Annotated in this window: 11 protein-coding genes; 4 read left to right on the forward strand and 7 right to left on the reverse strand. The window is 66.5% G+C overall.

The features are described 5' to 3' along the window. Window positions 1-13: 13 nt before the first annotated feature. Both ACZ5ZX_RS33215 and ACZ5ZX_RS33220 read right to left on the reverse strand, forming a co-directional pair. Window positions 14-877, reverse strand: coding sequence for a carbohydrate ABC transporter permease (locus tag ACZ5ZX_RS33215; protein WP_465505941.1), 864 nt, complete (start codon window positions 875-877; stop codon window positions 14-16). Continuing rightward, window positions 877-1,806, reverse strand: coding sequence for a carbohydrate ABC transporter permease (locus ACZ5ZX_RS33220; protein ID WP_465505942.1), 930 nt, complete (start codon window positions 1,804-1,806; stop codon window positions 877-879). The genes ACZ5ZX_RS33215 and ACZ5ZX_RS33220 overlap by 1 nt, the downstream gene beginning before the upstream one ends. A gap of 140 nt (window positions 1,807-1,946) precedes the next feature. On the opposite strand from ACZ5ZX_RS33220, the gene ACZ5ZX_RS33225 reads away from it, so the two are divergent. From ACZ5ZX_RS33225 to ACZ5ZX_RS33235, 3 genes are all read left to right on the forward strand, one after another. Further along, entirely contained in the window at window positions 1,947-2,945 is a 999-nt protein-coding gene (locus ACZ5ZX_RS33225) for a LacI family DNA-binding transcriptional regulator (RefSeq protein ID WP_465506010.1), read from the forward strand. A 552-nt stretch (window positions 2,946-3,497) separates the two neighbouring features. Beyond that, entirely contained in the window at window positions 3,498-5,021 is a 1,524-nt protein-coding gene (locus ACZ5ZX_RS33230) for a non-reducing end alpha-L-arabinofuranosidase family hydrolase (RefSeq protein ID WP_465505943.1), read from the forward strand. Window positions 5,022-5,143: 122 nt separating this feature from the next. Continuing rightward, window positions 5,144-7,495, forward strand: a complete 2,352-nt coding sequence (locus ACZ5ZX_RS33235; protein ID WP_465505944.1) for an RICIN domain-containing protein — start codon at window positions 5,144-5,146, stop codon at window positions 7,493-7,495. Window positions 7,496-7,562: 67 nt separating this feature from the next. Here the strand turns inward: ACZ5ZX_RS33235 and ACZ5ZX_RS33240 are convergent, their stop codons facing one another. The 5 genes from ACZ5ZX_RS33240 to ACZ5ZX_RS33260 form a co-directional block, all read right to left on the reverse strand. Beyond that, complete coding sequence (locus ACZ5ZX_RS33240; protein WP_465505945.1) at window positions 7,563-9,029, reverse strand: RICIN domain-containing protein; 1,467 nt, start codon at window positions 9,027-9,029, stop codon at window positions 7,563-7,565. A gap of 74 nt (window positions 9,030-9,103) precedes the next feature. Continuing rightward, complete coding sequence (locus ACZ5ZX_RS33245) at window positions 9,104-11,035, reverse strand: DUF8034 domain-containing protein (RefSeq protein ID WP_465505946.1); 1,932 nt, start codon at window positions 11,033-11,035, stop codon at window positions 9,104-9,106. A gap of 9 nt (window positions 11,036-11,044) precedes the next feature. Beyond that, window positions 11,045-11,923, reverse strand: coding sequence for a carbohydrate ABC transporter permease (locus ACZ5ZX_RS33250; protein WP_465505947.1), 879 nt, complete (start codon window positions 11,921-11,923; stop codon window positions 11,045-11,047). After that, window positions 11,913-12,800 (reverse strand): carbohydrate ABC transporter permease, encoded by an 888-nt coding sequence (locus ACZ5ZX_RS33255; protein ID WP_465505948.1) that lies wholly within the window; start codon window positions 12,798-12,800, stop codon window positions 11,913-11,915. The genes ACZ5ZX_RS33250 and ACZ5ZX_RS33255 overlap by 11 nt, the downstream gene beginning before the upstream one ends. Beyond that, window positions 12,797-14,164 carry an ABC transporter substrate-binding protein gene (locus ACZ5ZX_RS33260; protein ID WP_465505949.1) on the reverse strand — a complete coding sequence of 456 codons (1,368 nt, stop codon included), beginning with the start codon at window positions 14,162-14,164 and terminating at the stop codon, window positions 12,797-12,799. Before ACZ5ZX_RS33260 ends, ACZ5ZX_RS33255 begins: the two co-directional genes overlap by 4 nt. Before the next feature lie 345 nt (window positions 14,165-14,509). Between ACZ5ZX_RS33260 and ACZ5ZX_RS33265 the strand changes: the two genes are divergently transcribed. After that, window positions 14,510-15,286 (forward strand): FadR/GntR family transcriptional regulator, encoded by a 777-nt coding sequence (locus ACZ5ZX_RS33265; protein WP_465505950.1) that lies wholly within the window; start codon window positions 14,510-14,512, stop codon window positions 15,284-15,286. Window positions 15,287-15,444 lie beyond the last annotated feature (158 nt).

Raw genomic sequence — 15,444 nt, forward strand, 5'->3', positions numbered from 1 at the left:
TTCGGGACGGTGTTCATTGCTTGACGCTGCCCGCGCTGAGGCCGGACTGCCAGTAGCGCTGCATGAGCAGGAAGGCGAGGACGAGCGGGATGATGGTGAGCAGCGAACCGGTCAGCACCAGGTGGTACACCGGCTGTGCCCCGGCGCCGGAAGCCTGCGCGCTCCACTGGTTGAGCCCCACGGTGAGCGGATACCACTTCGGTTCGCTGAGCATGATCAGCGGCAGGAAGTAGTTGTTCCAAGTGGACACCATGGTGAACAGCGCGACGGTGACGATGCCGGGCGCCAGCTGGCGCAGGGTCACGGTGAGGAAGATCCGGATCTCCCCTGCCCCGTCGATCCGTGCCGCCTCCAGCAACTCGTCCGGGATCGCGTCGGCGGCGTACACCCAGATCAGGTACAGGCCGAACGGGCTGATCAGCGACGGGATGATGATCGCCAGCGGGTTGTTGGTGAGGCCGAGCTTGCTGAACATCAGGAAGGTCGGCACCGCGAGCGCCGTGGTGGGGACGGCGACCGCGCCGAGTACGACCGCGAACACCGCGCGGCGGCCGGGAAAGCGGTATTTGGCCAGTCCGTAGCCCGCGGCGGTGGCGAGGATGGTCGCTCCCCCGGCGCCGACGATGACGTAGAGCAGCGTGTTCCCCAGCCAGCGCAGGAAGATCCCGTTGTCGTAGGTGAACGTTTCGCCGATGTTCTCGAACAGCGCGAACGGGCCGCCGAACGCCAGTCCCGAGGTGGTGAACAGGGCGGGCTGCGTTTTGGTCGCGTTGATCACCAGCCACACGAGCGGTACGAGCGTGTAGATCAGGTACAGCGCCATCACGGCGGTGAGGACACGCGACTTACGGGGCCGCGTCACCGAAAACGTGGCCATCACATCTCTTTCCGGGAACCGCGCAGCTGCACGACGTAGGCGATGATCGCGGTGATCACGCCCATCACGATCGCGACGGTCGCGGAATAGTTGTACTGCTGTCCGTTGAAGGAAAGGTTGTAGGCGTACATGTTCGGCGTGTAGAAGGTGCCGATCACGTTGGGCTCCAGGGTGCGCATGATGTTCGGCTCGTTGAACAGCTGGAAGCTGCCGATGATCGAGAAGATCGTCGCGATGACGATCGCCCCGCGCAGCGCGGGCAGCTTCACGCTCAGGATGGTGCGGAACGCGCCCGCGCCGTCGATCGCCGCCGCCTCGAACTGCTCCTTGGGGATCACCTTGAGCGCGGAGTAGAAGATGAGCATGTTGTAGCCCACGAACTCCCAGGTGACGACGTTGCCGATGGACGCGAGCATCCAGTTGTCCGACAACGGTTTCACCACGTCGCGGCCGAGCAGGTGATTCAGGTCGGCCGCCAGTCCGAAGTGGTCGCCGTAGATGAAGCCCCACATCAGCGCCGCGACCACGGCGGGCACGGCGTACGGCAGGAAGATCACGACCCGGAAGAAGCCGGACGCGTGCAGCCGGGCGCTGTCGATCGCCAGCGCCGCGATCAGCGCGAGCACCAGCATGATCGGGACCTGTACGGCGAGGAACACCAGCACCCGCTGGAAGGAGTCCCAGAACTTCGGGTCGCCGAGCACCTGCGCGTAGTTGGCCGCGCCGACGAACGTCGTGCCGCCGAAGAAGGCCTGATCACGGAAGAGGCTCAGGACGAACGCGTAGACGATCGGCGCCAGGAAGGTCAGCGCGAAGACCAGCATGAACGGGGCGACGAAAAGCCAGCCTCGCCAGTTGCGGCGTCGGCGGCGCATGGTGGCCGTGCGGCGGGGCGGCGCCGGGGTGGGCGCGACCGCGGTGGACGTCATCGTCTCTCCGGACTCACCGAGCGATATCGCGACTCGGCGGAATGTTTACGTCAACATCAGTGCGGCGGAGGCTATCGTGTTGACGTAAACATGTCCAGAACCCCTCCGAGGAGACCACTGTGGCCGGACGCGGACCATCGATGGCCGACGTCGCCAGAGAGGCCGGAGTGTCCGGCCAGACCGTCTCCCGGGTCGCGAACGGGAAGTCGAACGTCGACGAGGCGACCCGTGAACGCGTGCTCGCGGCGATGCGGCGCGTGGGCTACCGCCCCAACAGCGCCGCCCGCGCGCTGCGTAACGGCCGGTTCCGCAGCATCGGCGTCATCATCTCGGCGCTGTCGACCTTCGGCAACAGCCGCACACTCGACGCCGTCGCGACCGCGGCCGCCGACGAGGGGTTCTCGATCGTCCTCATGCCCGTGACCAGACCGTCCCAAGGCGAGGTGTCGGGCGCCTTCAGCAGGCTGAACGAACAGGCCGTCGACGGCGTCATCATCCTCATCGAACAGCACGAGCTGGACCAGAGCGAGATCGAGCTGCCCCACGGGCTACCCGTCGTCGTCATCGACGCCGGCGGACGCCGCGACCATCCGGTCGTCGACTTCGACCAGGCCTCCGGCGCCATCGCCGCGACCCGGCATCTGCTCGACCTCGGGCACGAGACCGTCTGGCACGTCGCCGGGCCACCCGAGTCCTACGCCGCCGAACAACGCCGGAAGTCGTGGCAGGACACGCTCGACGAGTACGGCCGGGAAGTGCCGCCGCCACTCATCGGCGACTGGTCGTCACGGTCCGGCTACGAACACGGCGTCCGGCTGGCGGGCGATCCGGAGGTCACGGCCGTCTTCGCCGCCAACGACCAGATGGCGCTCGGCCTGCTGCGGGCGCTTCACGAAAAGGGCCGGTCGGTCCCCCGCGACGTGAGCGTGGTCGGCTTCGACGACATGGACGAGGCCGCACACTTCTGGCCACCGCTCACCACCGTCCGGCAGTCGTTCGACGAGGTCGGAAAACGGGCGGTGGCCGCGCTGCTCGCCGAGATCACCGACGTGGGCACGGCGGGCGCCATCAGTGTGCCGACCGAACTGATCGTCCGGTCCAGCACCGCGCCCCACGTTCACCGGACTGTCGCACGATAGGCGTGGCAGGCCTCGGACAATGAGGCCGCCACTGAAACTTTCACTGTTCACGCTCACAGCGGGCACGCGCCGGAGAGCACGGCAGCCGCCCTGGTCGATCTCGTAAGCCGTGATTATCGAGGCACAGCAACGATCTTCGGATTCGTACAATCGGTGGCAATGACTGTTAACGCTCACTTCTCACGTTGACTGGCCTTGGCCGGCGGCGCTACATTTGCCCGAAGTCAAGTCGCGCCCAGGTTTTGCTCCCACCCGGTCGAGCTGCCGCAGCCCCGACCGCCCGTCAACGATGACGCCAGGGGTTTCGATGCGAACGAATCCGATGACCAAGCTCGGGGACACCGCCGCTCCATCCATTGAGGACGGTCCAGGCACACTGGCCGAGCAGGCCGCGAACTCCGTCCAACGCAGGCGGCGACAACCGTTTCGCCCTGCCGGCCGCGAACTTCACCAACCCCTTGCCATGGCAGGACTTCGCTGAGGCGCGCCGATCCAGCGGTGACGGCGCACCGCCTCGAACTCGCCATTCCCTGACACTGAAGGAGAATCACCATGAATTCGATGGGTCAAGCTCCGCCGGCCGGGCCACTCCGGGCGGCACCCCGCCGTAGGGATCGCGCCCGGCGCGGCCGTGGGGCGCGCACGCTGATCACCCTGCTCACGACCGTCCTCGCGGCTTCCGCGGCGGTCGCGTTCAACACCACCACCGCGTCGGCGGCGACCGTCGACACGAACGCGTGGTACGTCCTGGTCAACCGCAACAGCGGCAAAGCGCTGGACGTCGCCGGCGTTTCCACCGCCGACGGCGCGGTGGTCCAACAGTGGTCTCGCCACGACGGAGCCAACCAGCAGTGGCAGTTCGTGGACTCCGGCGGCGGCTACTACCGGCTGAAGTCGAAGAACTCCGGCAAGGTGCTCGACGTCGACAACTTCTCGACCGCCGACGGCGGGAAAGTCCAGCAGTGGAGCGACCTCAACGGAACCAACCAGCAATTCCGCCTCGCCGACTCCGACGGCGGCTACGCCAGGCTGATCAACCGCAACAGCGGCAAAGCCGTGGAGGTGACCGGCTCGTCGACCGCGGACGGAGCAGCCGCCGTCCAGTACGGCGACCAGAACCGGTCCAACCAGCAGTGGCAACTCGTCCGCCTGGGCGACACACCCAGCGGATGCGCTCTTCCGTCGACGTATCGCTGGTCGTCGACGGGAGCGCTGGCCACGCCGAGGCCGGGGTGGGTCTCACTCAAGGACTTCACCAGCGTCCCCTACAACGGCAAGCACCTGGTCTACGGGACGACGCACGACACGGGGACCAGCTGGGGCTCGATGAACTTCACGACCTTCACGAACTGGTCCGACATGGCCTCGGCAGGCCAGAACGCGATGAACTCCGGCACCGTCGCACCCACGCTGTTGTACTTCGCCCCGAAGAACATCTGGGTACTCGCCTACCAATGGGGCGGGACAGCGTTCAGCTACAAGACGTCGACCGACCCCACCAACCCGAATGGCTGGTCGGCTCCGCAGACGCTCTCCACCGCGAGCATCTCCGGCTCCGGCACCGGACCCATCGACCAGACCCTCATCGCCGACGACACGAACATGTACCTGTTCTTCGCCGGTGACAACGGCAAGATCTACCGTTCGACGATGCCCCTCGGGAACTTCCCCGGCAACTTCGGCTCGTCCTACACGACCATCATGAGCGACACCCAGGCCAACCTGTTCGAAGCGGTCGAGGTCTACAAGGTCAAGGGCCAGAACCAATACCTCATGATCGTCGAGGCGATGGGCCGCAACGGGCGCTTCTTCCGCTCGTTCACGTCCAGCAGCCTGGGCGGTACGTGGACACCGCAGGCCGCCACGGAGAGCAACCCGTTCGCCGGCAAGGCCAACAGTGGCGCCACCTGGACCAACGACATCAGCCACGGCGACCTGATCCGCAGCACCGCCGACCAGACCAAGACCATCGATGCCTGTAACTTGCAGCTCCTCTACCAGGGACGTGACCCCAACTCCGGCGGCGACTACGGCCTCCTGCCCTACCGACCGGGCGTGCTGACCCTGCAGCGCTGATCACCTCACGCGGTCCTACCCCAGCCGGGTCGGCGCCCTCACCCCTCGCCGGGTGTGGGGGCCGATCCGGCTTTGAAGGAGATCCTGTGTTCGCGTCCTCTTCCTCCACGTCACGGAGATCGGTGTCCGTGTCCGTGGTGACCGCGGCCTTGACCGCCGCGATGGCCGTGGTGGCCCCGGTCCCTTCCGCTTCCGCGGCCACGACCACTCTTCACGCGTCCCCGTCCGGCACCGGCGCCGGTTGCTCCGCCGCCGCTCCATGCTCGTTGGCGGCCGCACAGGCCGCGGTGCGGTCGCTCACCGGCGCGATGTCCGGTGACCTCGTCGTGGAGCTGGCAGGCGGGGTGTACCGGCTTTCCGAGCCGCTGCGGCTGACCGCGGCGGACTCCGGCAACAACGGTCACCGTGTCGTGTGGCGGGCGGCCACGTCCGCCCGTCCCGTGATCAGTGGCGCCCGCGCGGTCACCGGCTGGTCGATCGCCGACGCGGGGAAGAACATCTGGCGTGCGAACGTGGGTGCCGGTACCGATACCCGGCAGTTGTACGTCGACGGCGCGATCGCCACCCGCGCGCGTACCCAGGTGAACCGGTCCTTGTTCACTTTCACCAGCACGGGCATGACCTTCTCCAGCTCCGCGCTGAGCTACCTGAACGGCCTGGCCGGCCAGAACCGGGTCGAGGTGGAGAGCGTCAACTCGTTCACCGACCGGTACTCGCCGGTGCAGAGCATCAGCGGGAACGCCATCACGATGCAGCAACCCGCGTGGAACAACAACACCTTCGGCTACGACACGGTCGCGGCCCCGCACCGGGCCGGTCCGTTCTATCTGGCCAACGCCTACGAGTTCCTCGACTCGCCTGGTGAGTGGTACGTCAACCCAGGGACCGGCACGCTGTACTACACCCCGCTGCCAGGACAGAACATGAGCGACGTCAGTGTGGAGCTACCGGTGTTGCAGTCGCTGGTGAACGTCGGGGGCACCTATGACGCGCCCGCGCACGACATCACGTTCAGCGGCATCACGTTCACCGGGACGAGCTGGCGCGGTCCCAGCAGCAACCAGGGATACGCGGACCAGCAGACCGGCGCCTACCTCGCGGGCAACTGGAACTGGCCCGCCGACCGGCTGACGTCCTGCCAGAACGGTTGCCAGCAGTTCGAGGCGGCTCGGCCGCACTGGAACCAGATGCCCGCCGCCGTGCAGGTGTCCGCCGCCCGCGGCATCACCTTCAGCGGCTCCGCGTTCGTCAACCTGGGACAGACGGCCATCGGCATCGGCAACGACGCCAACGCCCACGCCAGCGGAGTCGGTCTCGGCGCGAGCGACATCAAGGTCACCGGATCGGAGATCGCCCGCAACTCCGCGGGCGGTTTCGTGGTCGGTGGCGTCCGGGCCGACGCGCACCATCCCGGCGATCCGCGGATGGTCAACCGGAACATCACCATCAGCGACAACCGCGTCCACGACCTCGGCCTGGAGTACCGCGGCAACGTCTCGGTACTGACCACCTACGTCACGACCACCGACGTGTCCCACAACGAGGTCTACAACATGCCGTACTCCGGCATGTCGATCGGATACGGCTGGGGCAGCAACGACGCGGGCGGCAGCAACCACTACGCCAACCGCGGCCTGTACAACTACCAGCCGCGGTACTCGACGCCGACCACCGCGTCCGGCAACCGGCTCGTCGGCAACTACATACACGACGTCATGCAGCAAATGAACGACGGTGGCTGCATCTACACGCTGGGGTGGAACCCGAACGCGACGATCAGCGGCAACCACTGCCTGCGGACCAACGGTTACTTCGGCATCTACTTCGACGAAGGCTCCCGGTACTACACCGCGACGAACAACGTCTTCTCCGCCACGGGAACCTGGGCCACCGCCAACTACTGGGGCGGCGAGAACATGGGCAACTGGACCGTCACCGACAACTGGTCGACCAACGGCAGCACCAACGTGTCGAACGGCGACCGCGGCAACGTCGTGTCCGGCAACGTCACCGTGACCAATGGGAACTGGCCGTCCGGCGCACAGGCCGTGATGGCGAACGCCGGCCCGCGGGGCAGCGGCGAGCCACAGGCAGGCACGATCGTGGGCGGACAGTCGGGCCGCTGCGTCGAGGTCGGTGGCGGAAGCACGGCCAACGGTGCCAGGACACAGCTGCGGGACTGCACCGGTGCCGTCAACCAGAGATGGACCTACACCTCCGCGAAGCAGCTGGTGGTATACGGCAACAAGTGTCTCGACGCGTCGGGACAGGGAACCGTCGACGGCACCGCGGCGATCATCTGGGACTGTCACAGCGGGGTCAACCAGCAGTGGAACGTCAACGCCGATGGCACCATCACCGGCGGGCAATCCGGACTGTGCCTGGACGCCAGTGGCAACGGGACCGCGAACGGCACCGTGATCCAGCTCTGGTCGTGTCACGGTGGAACGAACCAGCAGTGGGCCCTGCGGTAGCACAAGTGTCCCTTATGGACAGCTGTCCCGGCCGCGTCCGAGCGGCGCGGCCGGGACAGCGATCAGGTCAGCGGCGCCAGTGCTGGCTGGTGGCACCCCGGCAGTCGTACTGCTGGAGCCGGGCACCGTTCGCCGTCGAGGAACCGACGACGTCCAGGCACCGGCCCGAGTGACGGGCGACGATCTCGAGGTAGCCGTCGGCGTCGCGTAGCTGCCACTGTTGATTGGTCCTACCATTGCAGGACCAGAGGACGATCCTGGCGTTGTTCGCGGTCGAAGCGCCGCTGATATCCAGGCATTTTCCGGAATGCCTTGAGACGAGCTGGACGTGACCATCGGCGGCGGGGCGCGCTTCCCACTGCTGGTTCGTCCCGCCATGGCAGTCCCATTGGATGATCTCGGCACCGTCGGCGGTCGAGGCGCTCACCACGTCGACGCATTTGCCGGAGTTCCGGTTCGCGATGGCGGCGACCGGCGTGCCAGGGCTTCCGTTGTCACCCCAGGCGTGCCGCAGCCGGTCGGCGCCGCTGGTGTTGCGAAGGCTCAGCGAGAGCCCGGTGCCGCTGCCGTGGAGCGCGAACATGGAGTACCAGTCGTAGGTCTGCCCGGCGGTGACCTTACCGCCGAGCGCCGGCCAATAGGTCCCTCCCATAACGCGGTCGCGCATGGTGTCGGTGATGGCGCGGAGATACCGGACGAAGTTGTCGGAACTGTTCGCGTTTCCGTAGTCGAGACCGGTGTCCATCGGCGCACCGAATTCGGTCACGACCGCACGGGAGGCACAACTGCCCAGCCGGGTCTGCGCGAGATCGCGCCAGCCTGCGTAATCGTGCTGCCCGTAGAAGAATGCGTAGAAATGGAAGGACAGCAGGGTTCCGGCGAAACGGCTGTCAGCACACACGGGCCTGAGATCCTGGCTGAAACCCGTGCCGCCGATGAGAATTCGGCCTCGCGGAATCGACGGGCGCGCGCTGATCCAGTTGGCGGCGACGTTCAACCATTCGCTCGCACCGTATCCGTGCGGTTCGTTCATCGGCTCGAAGTGCACCAGGCCGTTACCGCCGTACTGGGCGATCACGGTGTCCCACATCGAGTTGAAAGCGGCCATGTTGGTGATGCGGCCACCCGAGGCGGCCCCGTCCTCCCAGTAGGCGAGGATGACCTTGAAGCCGCGGCCGGTCGCGGCGTCGATGGCGCCGCGGTAGGCGTTCCACCAGGATGAACCGACGGTGTGGGTGTTGACGGGCAGCCGGACGGTGTTGACGCCGAGCAGGTTCTCCATGCCGGCGTAGATCGCGTCGGCCTTGGCCCGGACGGTCGCGTAACTGTCAGATCCGTTCAACCCTTCCAGCACGAGGGTGCCGGTCGTGAAGTTGTCGCCTTTCCGAGCCCAGTTCATACCTCTGAACTGACTCGTGTCGGCGACGGCGGGCGACGCACTGACGAGCGCGACGGCGGACATCAGGGCCGCCGTCATCAATACACCGAGGAGGCGGCGGAGCGGCAGCGTGAACTTGTATCTTTTGGTGGACATGACACCGACCGTTCTCGTGCGACGTTGCAGGAAGTGGTCATCGAGAGAGGGTCGGTCGTGAGTGGCGATTCGTGTTACACCCCGAATCGCCACTCACGACCGTCGAAGGGTGTGCGGTAGGACGGAGGCTGGTCTCGCAGGTCGAGACACAGCGTCAAGCGGACACGAGTGGAGGGAGGCAACTCGACGCCGAGCCACGGCCCGCCGACCTGTGTGGACACCGAAGTCACCGTCGGCTGACGATGTCCGTAGTCGTACAGGTCGCCGAGCCAAGACGAGTCCTCGCAGACGGTGTGCCGCACGGAGCGGATGGAGTGCTCGGCGAACGCCCCCGCCTGCACGACAACGGAACGCGCCGTTCCCGGATCGAGATTGACCAGCTCGACCATGGTCGCCTCCGGCTCGATGCTCGACACGAGCGCCGCCACCGAGGGCGGCAGGCCGGGCCGCAGGGCTTCGGCGTCGTAGTAACGCACCCGAGCCTGCTGCAAACCACCGTTGTAGATCACCTGCGGGCCACCCCACGTGAGTTGCACCAGTGCCTCGGTGACGACGGGATTCGACTGCTGCCACAGGTGGATGTCGGCCTCGGACACGTCATGGTCCCGGTGGCGCTCCATCCTGGCGAGCCGGTGCCGCACCTGCGCCTGCGCGGCGGCCAGTATCCGTTCCGGGTACTCGGGGTTGTCCCCGGCGAGGAAGGCGAACCAGGGCTCTTCGTGCCCGGCCTCCTCCTTGAGCCGGAACGGTCGCACGGTGCGCCAGTCGTGACCGCTGGCTCTGCGCAGTGACTCGACGCGCTCCCGGTCGGCGGGTGCGGCCGAGTGATGCCACAGCGCGGCGGGAACCGACATCAGCATCGGGTTGTAGTCGAACCATCCCCGGTCGTCGTGCCGGAACGGTACGAGCAAGGTGGGTGTGTGGACGTCCTCGCCGAGTTGCCTGATCCACCGGGACCGCAGGCTGGAGTCCGCCTCGGTGAACGCCATCGTCTTGCCCCGTTGGATGACCTCGTCCAGCGCGGGCCGCACCAGGTCGAGAAAGGACTCGTCGCCGGTCGCCGCGACCGCCGCCAACGCCGCGACCATCGCGGCGTGCCCGACGCTGTACCAACCGTGCGGCCAGGACCAGCCGTAATGCCCGCCGTACCAGCGTCCATCCAGCAACCCGCCGACCGTGCCGTCCGGGCCGACGTTGTCGGGGATGATGCCGCCGTTGCCGTCGGCCCGCTTCCGCCATGCCCCGACGTAATCGGCGATCCAGTCCCGATAGCGCTGCTTTCCGGACAGCAGCAACGCGTTGTGGACGAGCCCCGAGGCCGCCAGGTTGACCGCGGTGTCACCCACCGCCATCCGCCGGTGCATCTCCTCGCCGAGGCGCGGGTCCCGATCTCGCGGCGGTTCGTCCTCGCCGGGAGGCAGCACCCAGTCCAGAGGAAAGCCGTACATGCGGGCTTCTTGCGGCAGCCAAGGATAGGAATCGCCGTCGAACAATCCCTCCCGGTGCGGATCGCTGCCGTTGTGCGGCCGGCGGATGATCCGGTGTTCGGGGTCGTAGTTGCCGTGCGCCGGGTCGACGTAGAGCTCCGCGAAGCGCAAAGCCCGCTCGGCCCAGCGATCGGGCGCGGCCATACACAGGAAGTAGAACATCTGCAGGCTTTCGCCCTGATGGAACCAGTCGTAGCCGCGCTCGTACTCGCCGTGGAGCATGCCCAGTCCGGCGAGCTGGCGGGTGACCCCCTCCCAATGCCATTCGGACGCGGGCAGGAGGTCGTCGGCCCCACCCAGCAGGTAGAGCTGGGGCCAGTTGAAGAAGGTCTCGTAGAAGTCGTCCACGCCGTCGCGTGAGGTGAGCCCGGCCTGGTAGTTCAGCTGCCCGTCGGCACCGGTGAAGTCGTGCTCGAACCGGCGCCAGGCATGGTCGAGCAGGTCGAACAGTTCACGTTGCGCGATCGCCCAGTTCGGCGGCTCGAGCAGGGGCACCGAGGCGGTGATGAGGGGATGCATCCGGGGCGATCACTCCTTGGTCGCGCCGGCCAGCATTCCGGCGACGAGGAATCGTTGGGAGAAAAGGAAGACGGCGAGTACCGGGATGATGGCGACCAGCGTCGCCAGCGCCAGTTGGGGACGCTGGACCGCGAGTTCGCCGACGGTCGGATTGAACTGGGGGACGTTGTTGAGCAACTCGCCCAGGCCGACCTGGACCGGGAAACGGTCGCTCGTGGGCAACAGGACGTAGGGAAGGAAGTAGTTGGTCCAGTTGGTCACGAAGCTGAAGAAACCGACCAGTGCGACGACCGGAGCGGCCAGCGGCAGGGCGACGCGGCGGAACACCCCGAATTCCGAACAGCCGTCGAGTCTGGCGGCGTCCAGCAGTTCCCTCGGCAGCGCGGTGGTGAAGAAGATGTAGGCCAGGTACACGCCGAACGGGTAGAACGAGTACGGCAGGACGATCGACCAGACCGAGCCGATCAGGCCGACCGCGTTGAGCTCGAGAAACAGCGGTACCACCAGGGTCGCGTTGGGCATGAGCATCACCACGAGGGTGGCCACCAGCAGGGTGTGCCGACCGCGGAACTCGGTCATCGCGAGCGCGTATCCGGCCGGAATCGCCACGCACAGGGTGATGACCAAGGCGAGACACGAGTACAGCGCGGAATTGCCCAGCCAGCCGAAGATCGCGTTGTCCCCGAACGCTGTCAGCGCTTCCCAGTTCGCCCGTAGTGCCTGCCATGACCCGAAGGACAGCGGGCTGCCGTGCACGAGCTGGTCGTCGGTCTTGGTGGCGGCCAGCACCAGCCAGAGTGCCGGGAGGGCGAAGAAGAGCAGGAAGAACACAAGGACCACTGTGGACAGTGGGTTCGGAAGGTCGCGGCGAGTGCTGTCAGTCGGCATCGAAGAACCTCGATCGCGTGACGAACAGACCCGCGGCGATGAGCCCGACCACCAGCAGCTCGACCGAGATGGCGGCAGCGGTGTTGACGTTGTCGTTCTGAAAGGCGAAGTCGTAGGAAAGCTGGTTGAGCGAATAGTCACGACCGGCGACCCCGACACTGGCTTGTGACAGCAGTTGCGGCTCGACGAACAACTGCGTCCCACCGGCGAACGCCAGGATCACCATGTACACGATCCATTTGCGCAGCAACGGAAGCTGGATACGCCGCGCGATCTGCCATGGTCCAGCGCCGTCGATTCGTGCCGCTTCGACAAGGTCCGGTGAGATGTTGTTCAACGCCCCGTACAGCACCACGATCCACCCGCCGGCACCGGTCCAGAACGCGATGAGAGTGAACAGGACCGGCAGGTGTCCCGGCGCCACCACTTGGCCGAAGGTGTCGAAACCGAACGCGCGCAGCAGGAAGCCGACCGGGCTGACCGCCGGATCGAGCAGGAACAGCCAGACCAGGACGCTCGCCGCTCCGGCCAGTGCGCCGGGAATGTAGTACAGGAAACGCAAGGACCTGCTGAGGGCGCGGGAGGACACGCGGTGCAGCAGCAGCGCGAGGCCGACCACGAACACCACCAGGGTGGCCAACCAGAAGACCAGGTAAAGCGCGACATGCCCGACGGCCGAGACGAACCGGAAGTCGCTCGCGGCGGTGGCGAAATTCGCCAACCCGACGAAGCCACCCTGGGAATCGGTGAAGGCGAAGTAGAACGCGTACCCGATCGGCACGACACCGAATCCGGCCAGCAGTACCACGTAGGGTGCGACGAAACCGTAGCCGGCGCGGCCACGCCGGCGCGCCACGGCGCTCGACGGCGAGGTCATGGGCTGACTTGGTATCCGTCGGACCGCGCGTGGTCGGCGATCGCTTTCTGCCATTCCGGAAGCATCGACACGATGGTCTTGCCGGCGTTCAGTCCCGGGGTGACCGTCGCCGCCCAGATCGCCTCCTGACTGAACTGCCCGTAACCCCAGCCCGGCCACACCTGGCCCGCCGCGGCTTGCAGCGGTGGGGCGATGTCGTGTGCGTAGTACCCGGAGGAGTTCTGGTTCGCCAGCCAGGTTTTCGCCGCGGGCCCGTATGCCGGATAGCCGGGTGCGATCTTGCCCTGGTAGTCGTCCGATGTGGTCACCCAGGTCAGGAAGTCGGTGGCCGCCTTCAAATTCGCGCTGTGGGCGGACAGCAGCCAGGTGCCACCGCCGACATTGCCGACCGCAGGGTTGCCGTCGCCGGACCACTGCGGCATCGGGGCGACCGCGGTCTGGCCTGGCGGGACTTTGAAGGTGCCCTGGAACAGCGAGCCTCCGTACCACGCCGGCCCCGGCATCATCAGGATCTTGTCGGCGTGGTTCTTGCCGAAGTCCGAACTGAACACGCTACTGGTGGACAGCGTGCGGTTCTTGATCAGCGTGTCGAGCAGCGATGCCATCCGGGTGCACTCCGGGCTGGTGGTGTTCACCGTGACGGCCTTGGGCCCGGTGATCTGGTTGGCGCCGCATTTTCCCGCCCACAGATAGATTTCCGGGGTGAACGTGTCGCCTGCGGAGCCGACCAGGTAGCCGGGGTGTTCGGCGGCGACCTTCTCACCGAGTGCCTGGTACTGCTCCCAGGTCGTGGGGACTTGGTACCCCCACTGCTTCATCAGGGACGCGTTGTACCAGAGCACGGTCTGGGACACGTCGTTGCGCAGACAGTAAAGTGTGCCCTCGACCAGGCACGGGTCGTTGGCACGGGGAGCCCAGCCGTCGAGCAGCGGCTGCGGGATCAGTCCCTTGTTCAGCGGCGCGGTGAACTTCGCTTGCACAGCCCAGGTGGTCTCGTTGTTCTGTGAGCTGAAGACCACGTCCGGCCAGCCACTTCCGGTCCGGTTGAACAGACTCACCTTCGTCTGCAGGTAGTTCGAACCGTTGGCGCCACCGTCGTAGGTGACGATGTCCATCGGCACCGAAGGGTTCTGCTTCTGATAGAGCTGCGCGGCGGCCAGACGCGTCGAATCCACCCACACCGTCAGCTTGCCGCCGGTCTGTTCCACCGGCGTGAACTCGTTCTGCGCGCCCGCGGGTACACCGCCGTTTCCGCAGCCGGTGACCGCGGCCAGGACCAGTGCGGCACCACCGGCCAGCAACGCCGTCCGCCTTCGGCCCTTCCTTGACTTCGTTCCGCCGCCCGCGTCGAGCTTCGCTGTCATGAGCTACTCCACTACGTTGTGGTGCCCGCCGATCGATGCACCGCGGGCTCCAAGCTTCCAGCATGTATCTGACTCATTTTCGTGTCGCAGACAGGCGAACCGAGTCATTGCCGGGTTTTGTGCGGTCGCCGGGACGGAGTACCTTGCATAGATCACACATAACAGCCGCCCGAACGCGGTCAGTCAAGAGATGAACCTGACTAATCCACCGATCACCGGAACCCAGCGCGTCCGTTTGGCCCTGTCGTGAGGGCAACGTCCACAGACGGCGCCAGGTAGTGTCATGTGGAGTCCGACGATGACTCACACTTCTTCTGGTGGTCCTACGTTGTAGGAGGCATGCAGGTGGACAGTGAGCCCCTACCGGCCGGTGCCGTCGCGCCCGCGCGGGAGCAGGATGTCGGCTCGTCCGGCGGGTACCGGCCTGGTTACGAACTGGTGGCCGAGCGGATCCTGCACCTCATCGCCGAACTGAAGCTGCGGCCAGGTGACCGCATGCCCACCGAGAACGACCTGGCCACCCGGCTGGGCTCGAGTCGTACCGTGGTGCGGGAAGCGGTCAAGATCCTCTCGGCCATCGGCCGGATCCGGGCCCAGAAGGGCAGGGGGCTCTACGTCGCGGACGACGACGGCATGCTGGGTTCGGCACGCTGGGGAGGATTCTTCCTGCCCACCGACCTGGACCACGTGTACATGCTCTTCGAGTTCCGCCGGGTCCAGGAAACCGCGGCCAGCCGGCTGGCGGCGACCAGGGCGACACCGGCCGAACTGCGAGCCATCGAAGCCGCCGCCGAAACCTGCCACCAGGGCCACCTGACCGATCAGGCCGCGCTGTTCGATCGCGGCGACGACGACTTCCACCTCGGCATCGCCGCCGCGTCACACAACGACTTCCTGGTCGCCTCCGTGCGCGAGGCCCGCCGTCTTCAACGCCAGTCCAGCGCCATCGGCCTGAACGGCACGGTCGGCGGCCACGCCGAGGGAGCCATCGAGGAGCATGCCGCCATCTACCGGGCGATCCGGGACGGCGACCCGGAAGCCGCGGCACAGGCCACCGCCGTGCACCTGGACAACACGCTGCAGGACTACCGCCGCGAGATCCAGCGTCGAGTCTTCGGCTGACCTCGGCGCTCCACTTGGTGACGGGACAACCGGGCCGCAGTAGCTACCTAACGTGGTGCTGTTGCCGGGGGGATGTTCCTATGTTGGTTGTCAACTGGGAGTCGGGTTTCTGGTCACCAGAGTTCGTCGAGGGTTGCGAGTTGTTGCCGAAAGGTTCT

The organism is Amycolatopsis sp. NPDC033938, from assembly GCF_055575975.1.

Excerpts from the sequence above, each read along its gene's own strand:
- ACZ5ZX_RS33215 (WP_465505941.1), bottom strand. The coding sequence starts at position 877 with ATGGCCACGTTTTCGGTGACGCGGCCCCGTAAGTCGCGTGTCCTCACC.
- ACZ5ZX_RS33220 (WP_465505942.1), bottom strand. The coding sequence starts at position 1,806 with ATGACGTCCACCGCGGTCGCGCCCACCCCGGCGCCGCCCCGCCGCACG.
- ACZ5ZX_RS33225 (WP_465506010.1), top strand. The coding sequence starts at position 1,947 with ATGGCCGACGTCGCCAGAGAGGCCGGAGTGTCCGGCCAGACCGTCTCC.
- ACZ5ZX_RS33230 (WP_465505943.1), top strand. The coding sequence starts at position 3,498 with ATGAATTCGATGGGTCAAGCTCCGCCGGCCGGGCCACTCCGGGCGGCA.
- ACZ5ZX_RS33240 (WP_465505945.1), bottom strand. The coding sequence starts at position 9,029 with ATGTCCACCAAAAGATACAAGTTCACGCTGCCGCTCCGCCGCCTCCTC.
- ACZ5ZX_RS33245 (WP_465505946.1), bottom strand. The coding sequence starts at position 11,035 with ATGCATCCCCTCATCACCGCCTCGGTGCCCCTGCTCGAGCCGCCGAAC.
- ACZ5ZX_RS33250 (WP_465505947.1), bottom strand. The coding sequence starts at position 11,923 with ATGCCGACTGACAGCACTCGCCGCGACCTTCCGAACCCACTGTCCACA.
- ACZ5ZX_RS33255 (WP_465505948.1), bottom strand. The coding sequence starts at position 12,800 with ATGACCTCGCCGTCGAGCGCCGTGGCGCGCCGGCGTGGCCGCGCCGGC.
- ACZ5ZX_RS33260 (WP_465505949.1), bottom strand. The coding sequence starts at position 14,164 with ATGACAGCGAAGCTCGACGCGGGCGGCGGAACGAAGTCAAGGAAGGGC.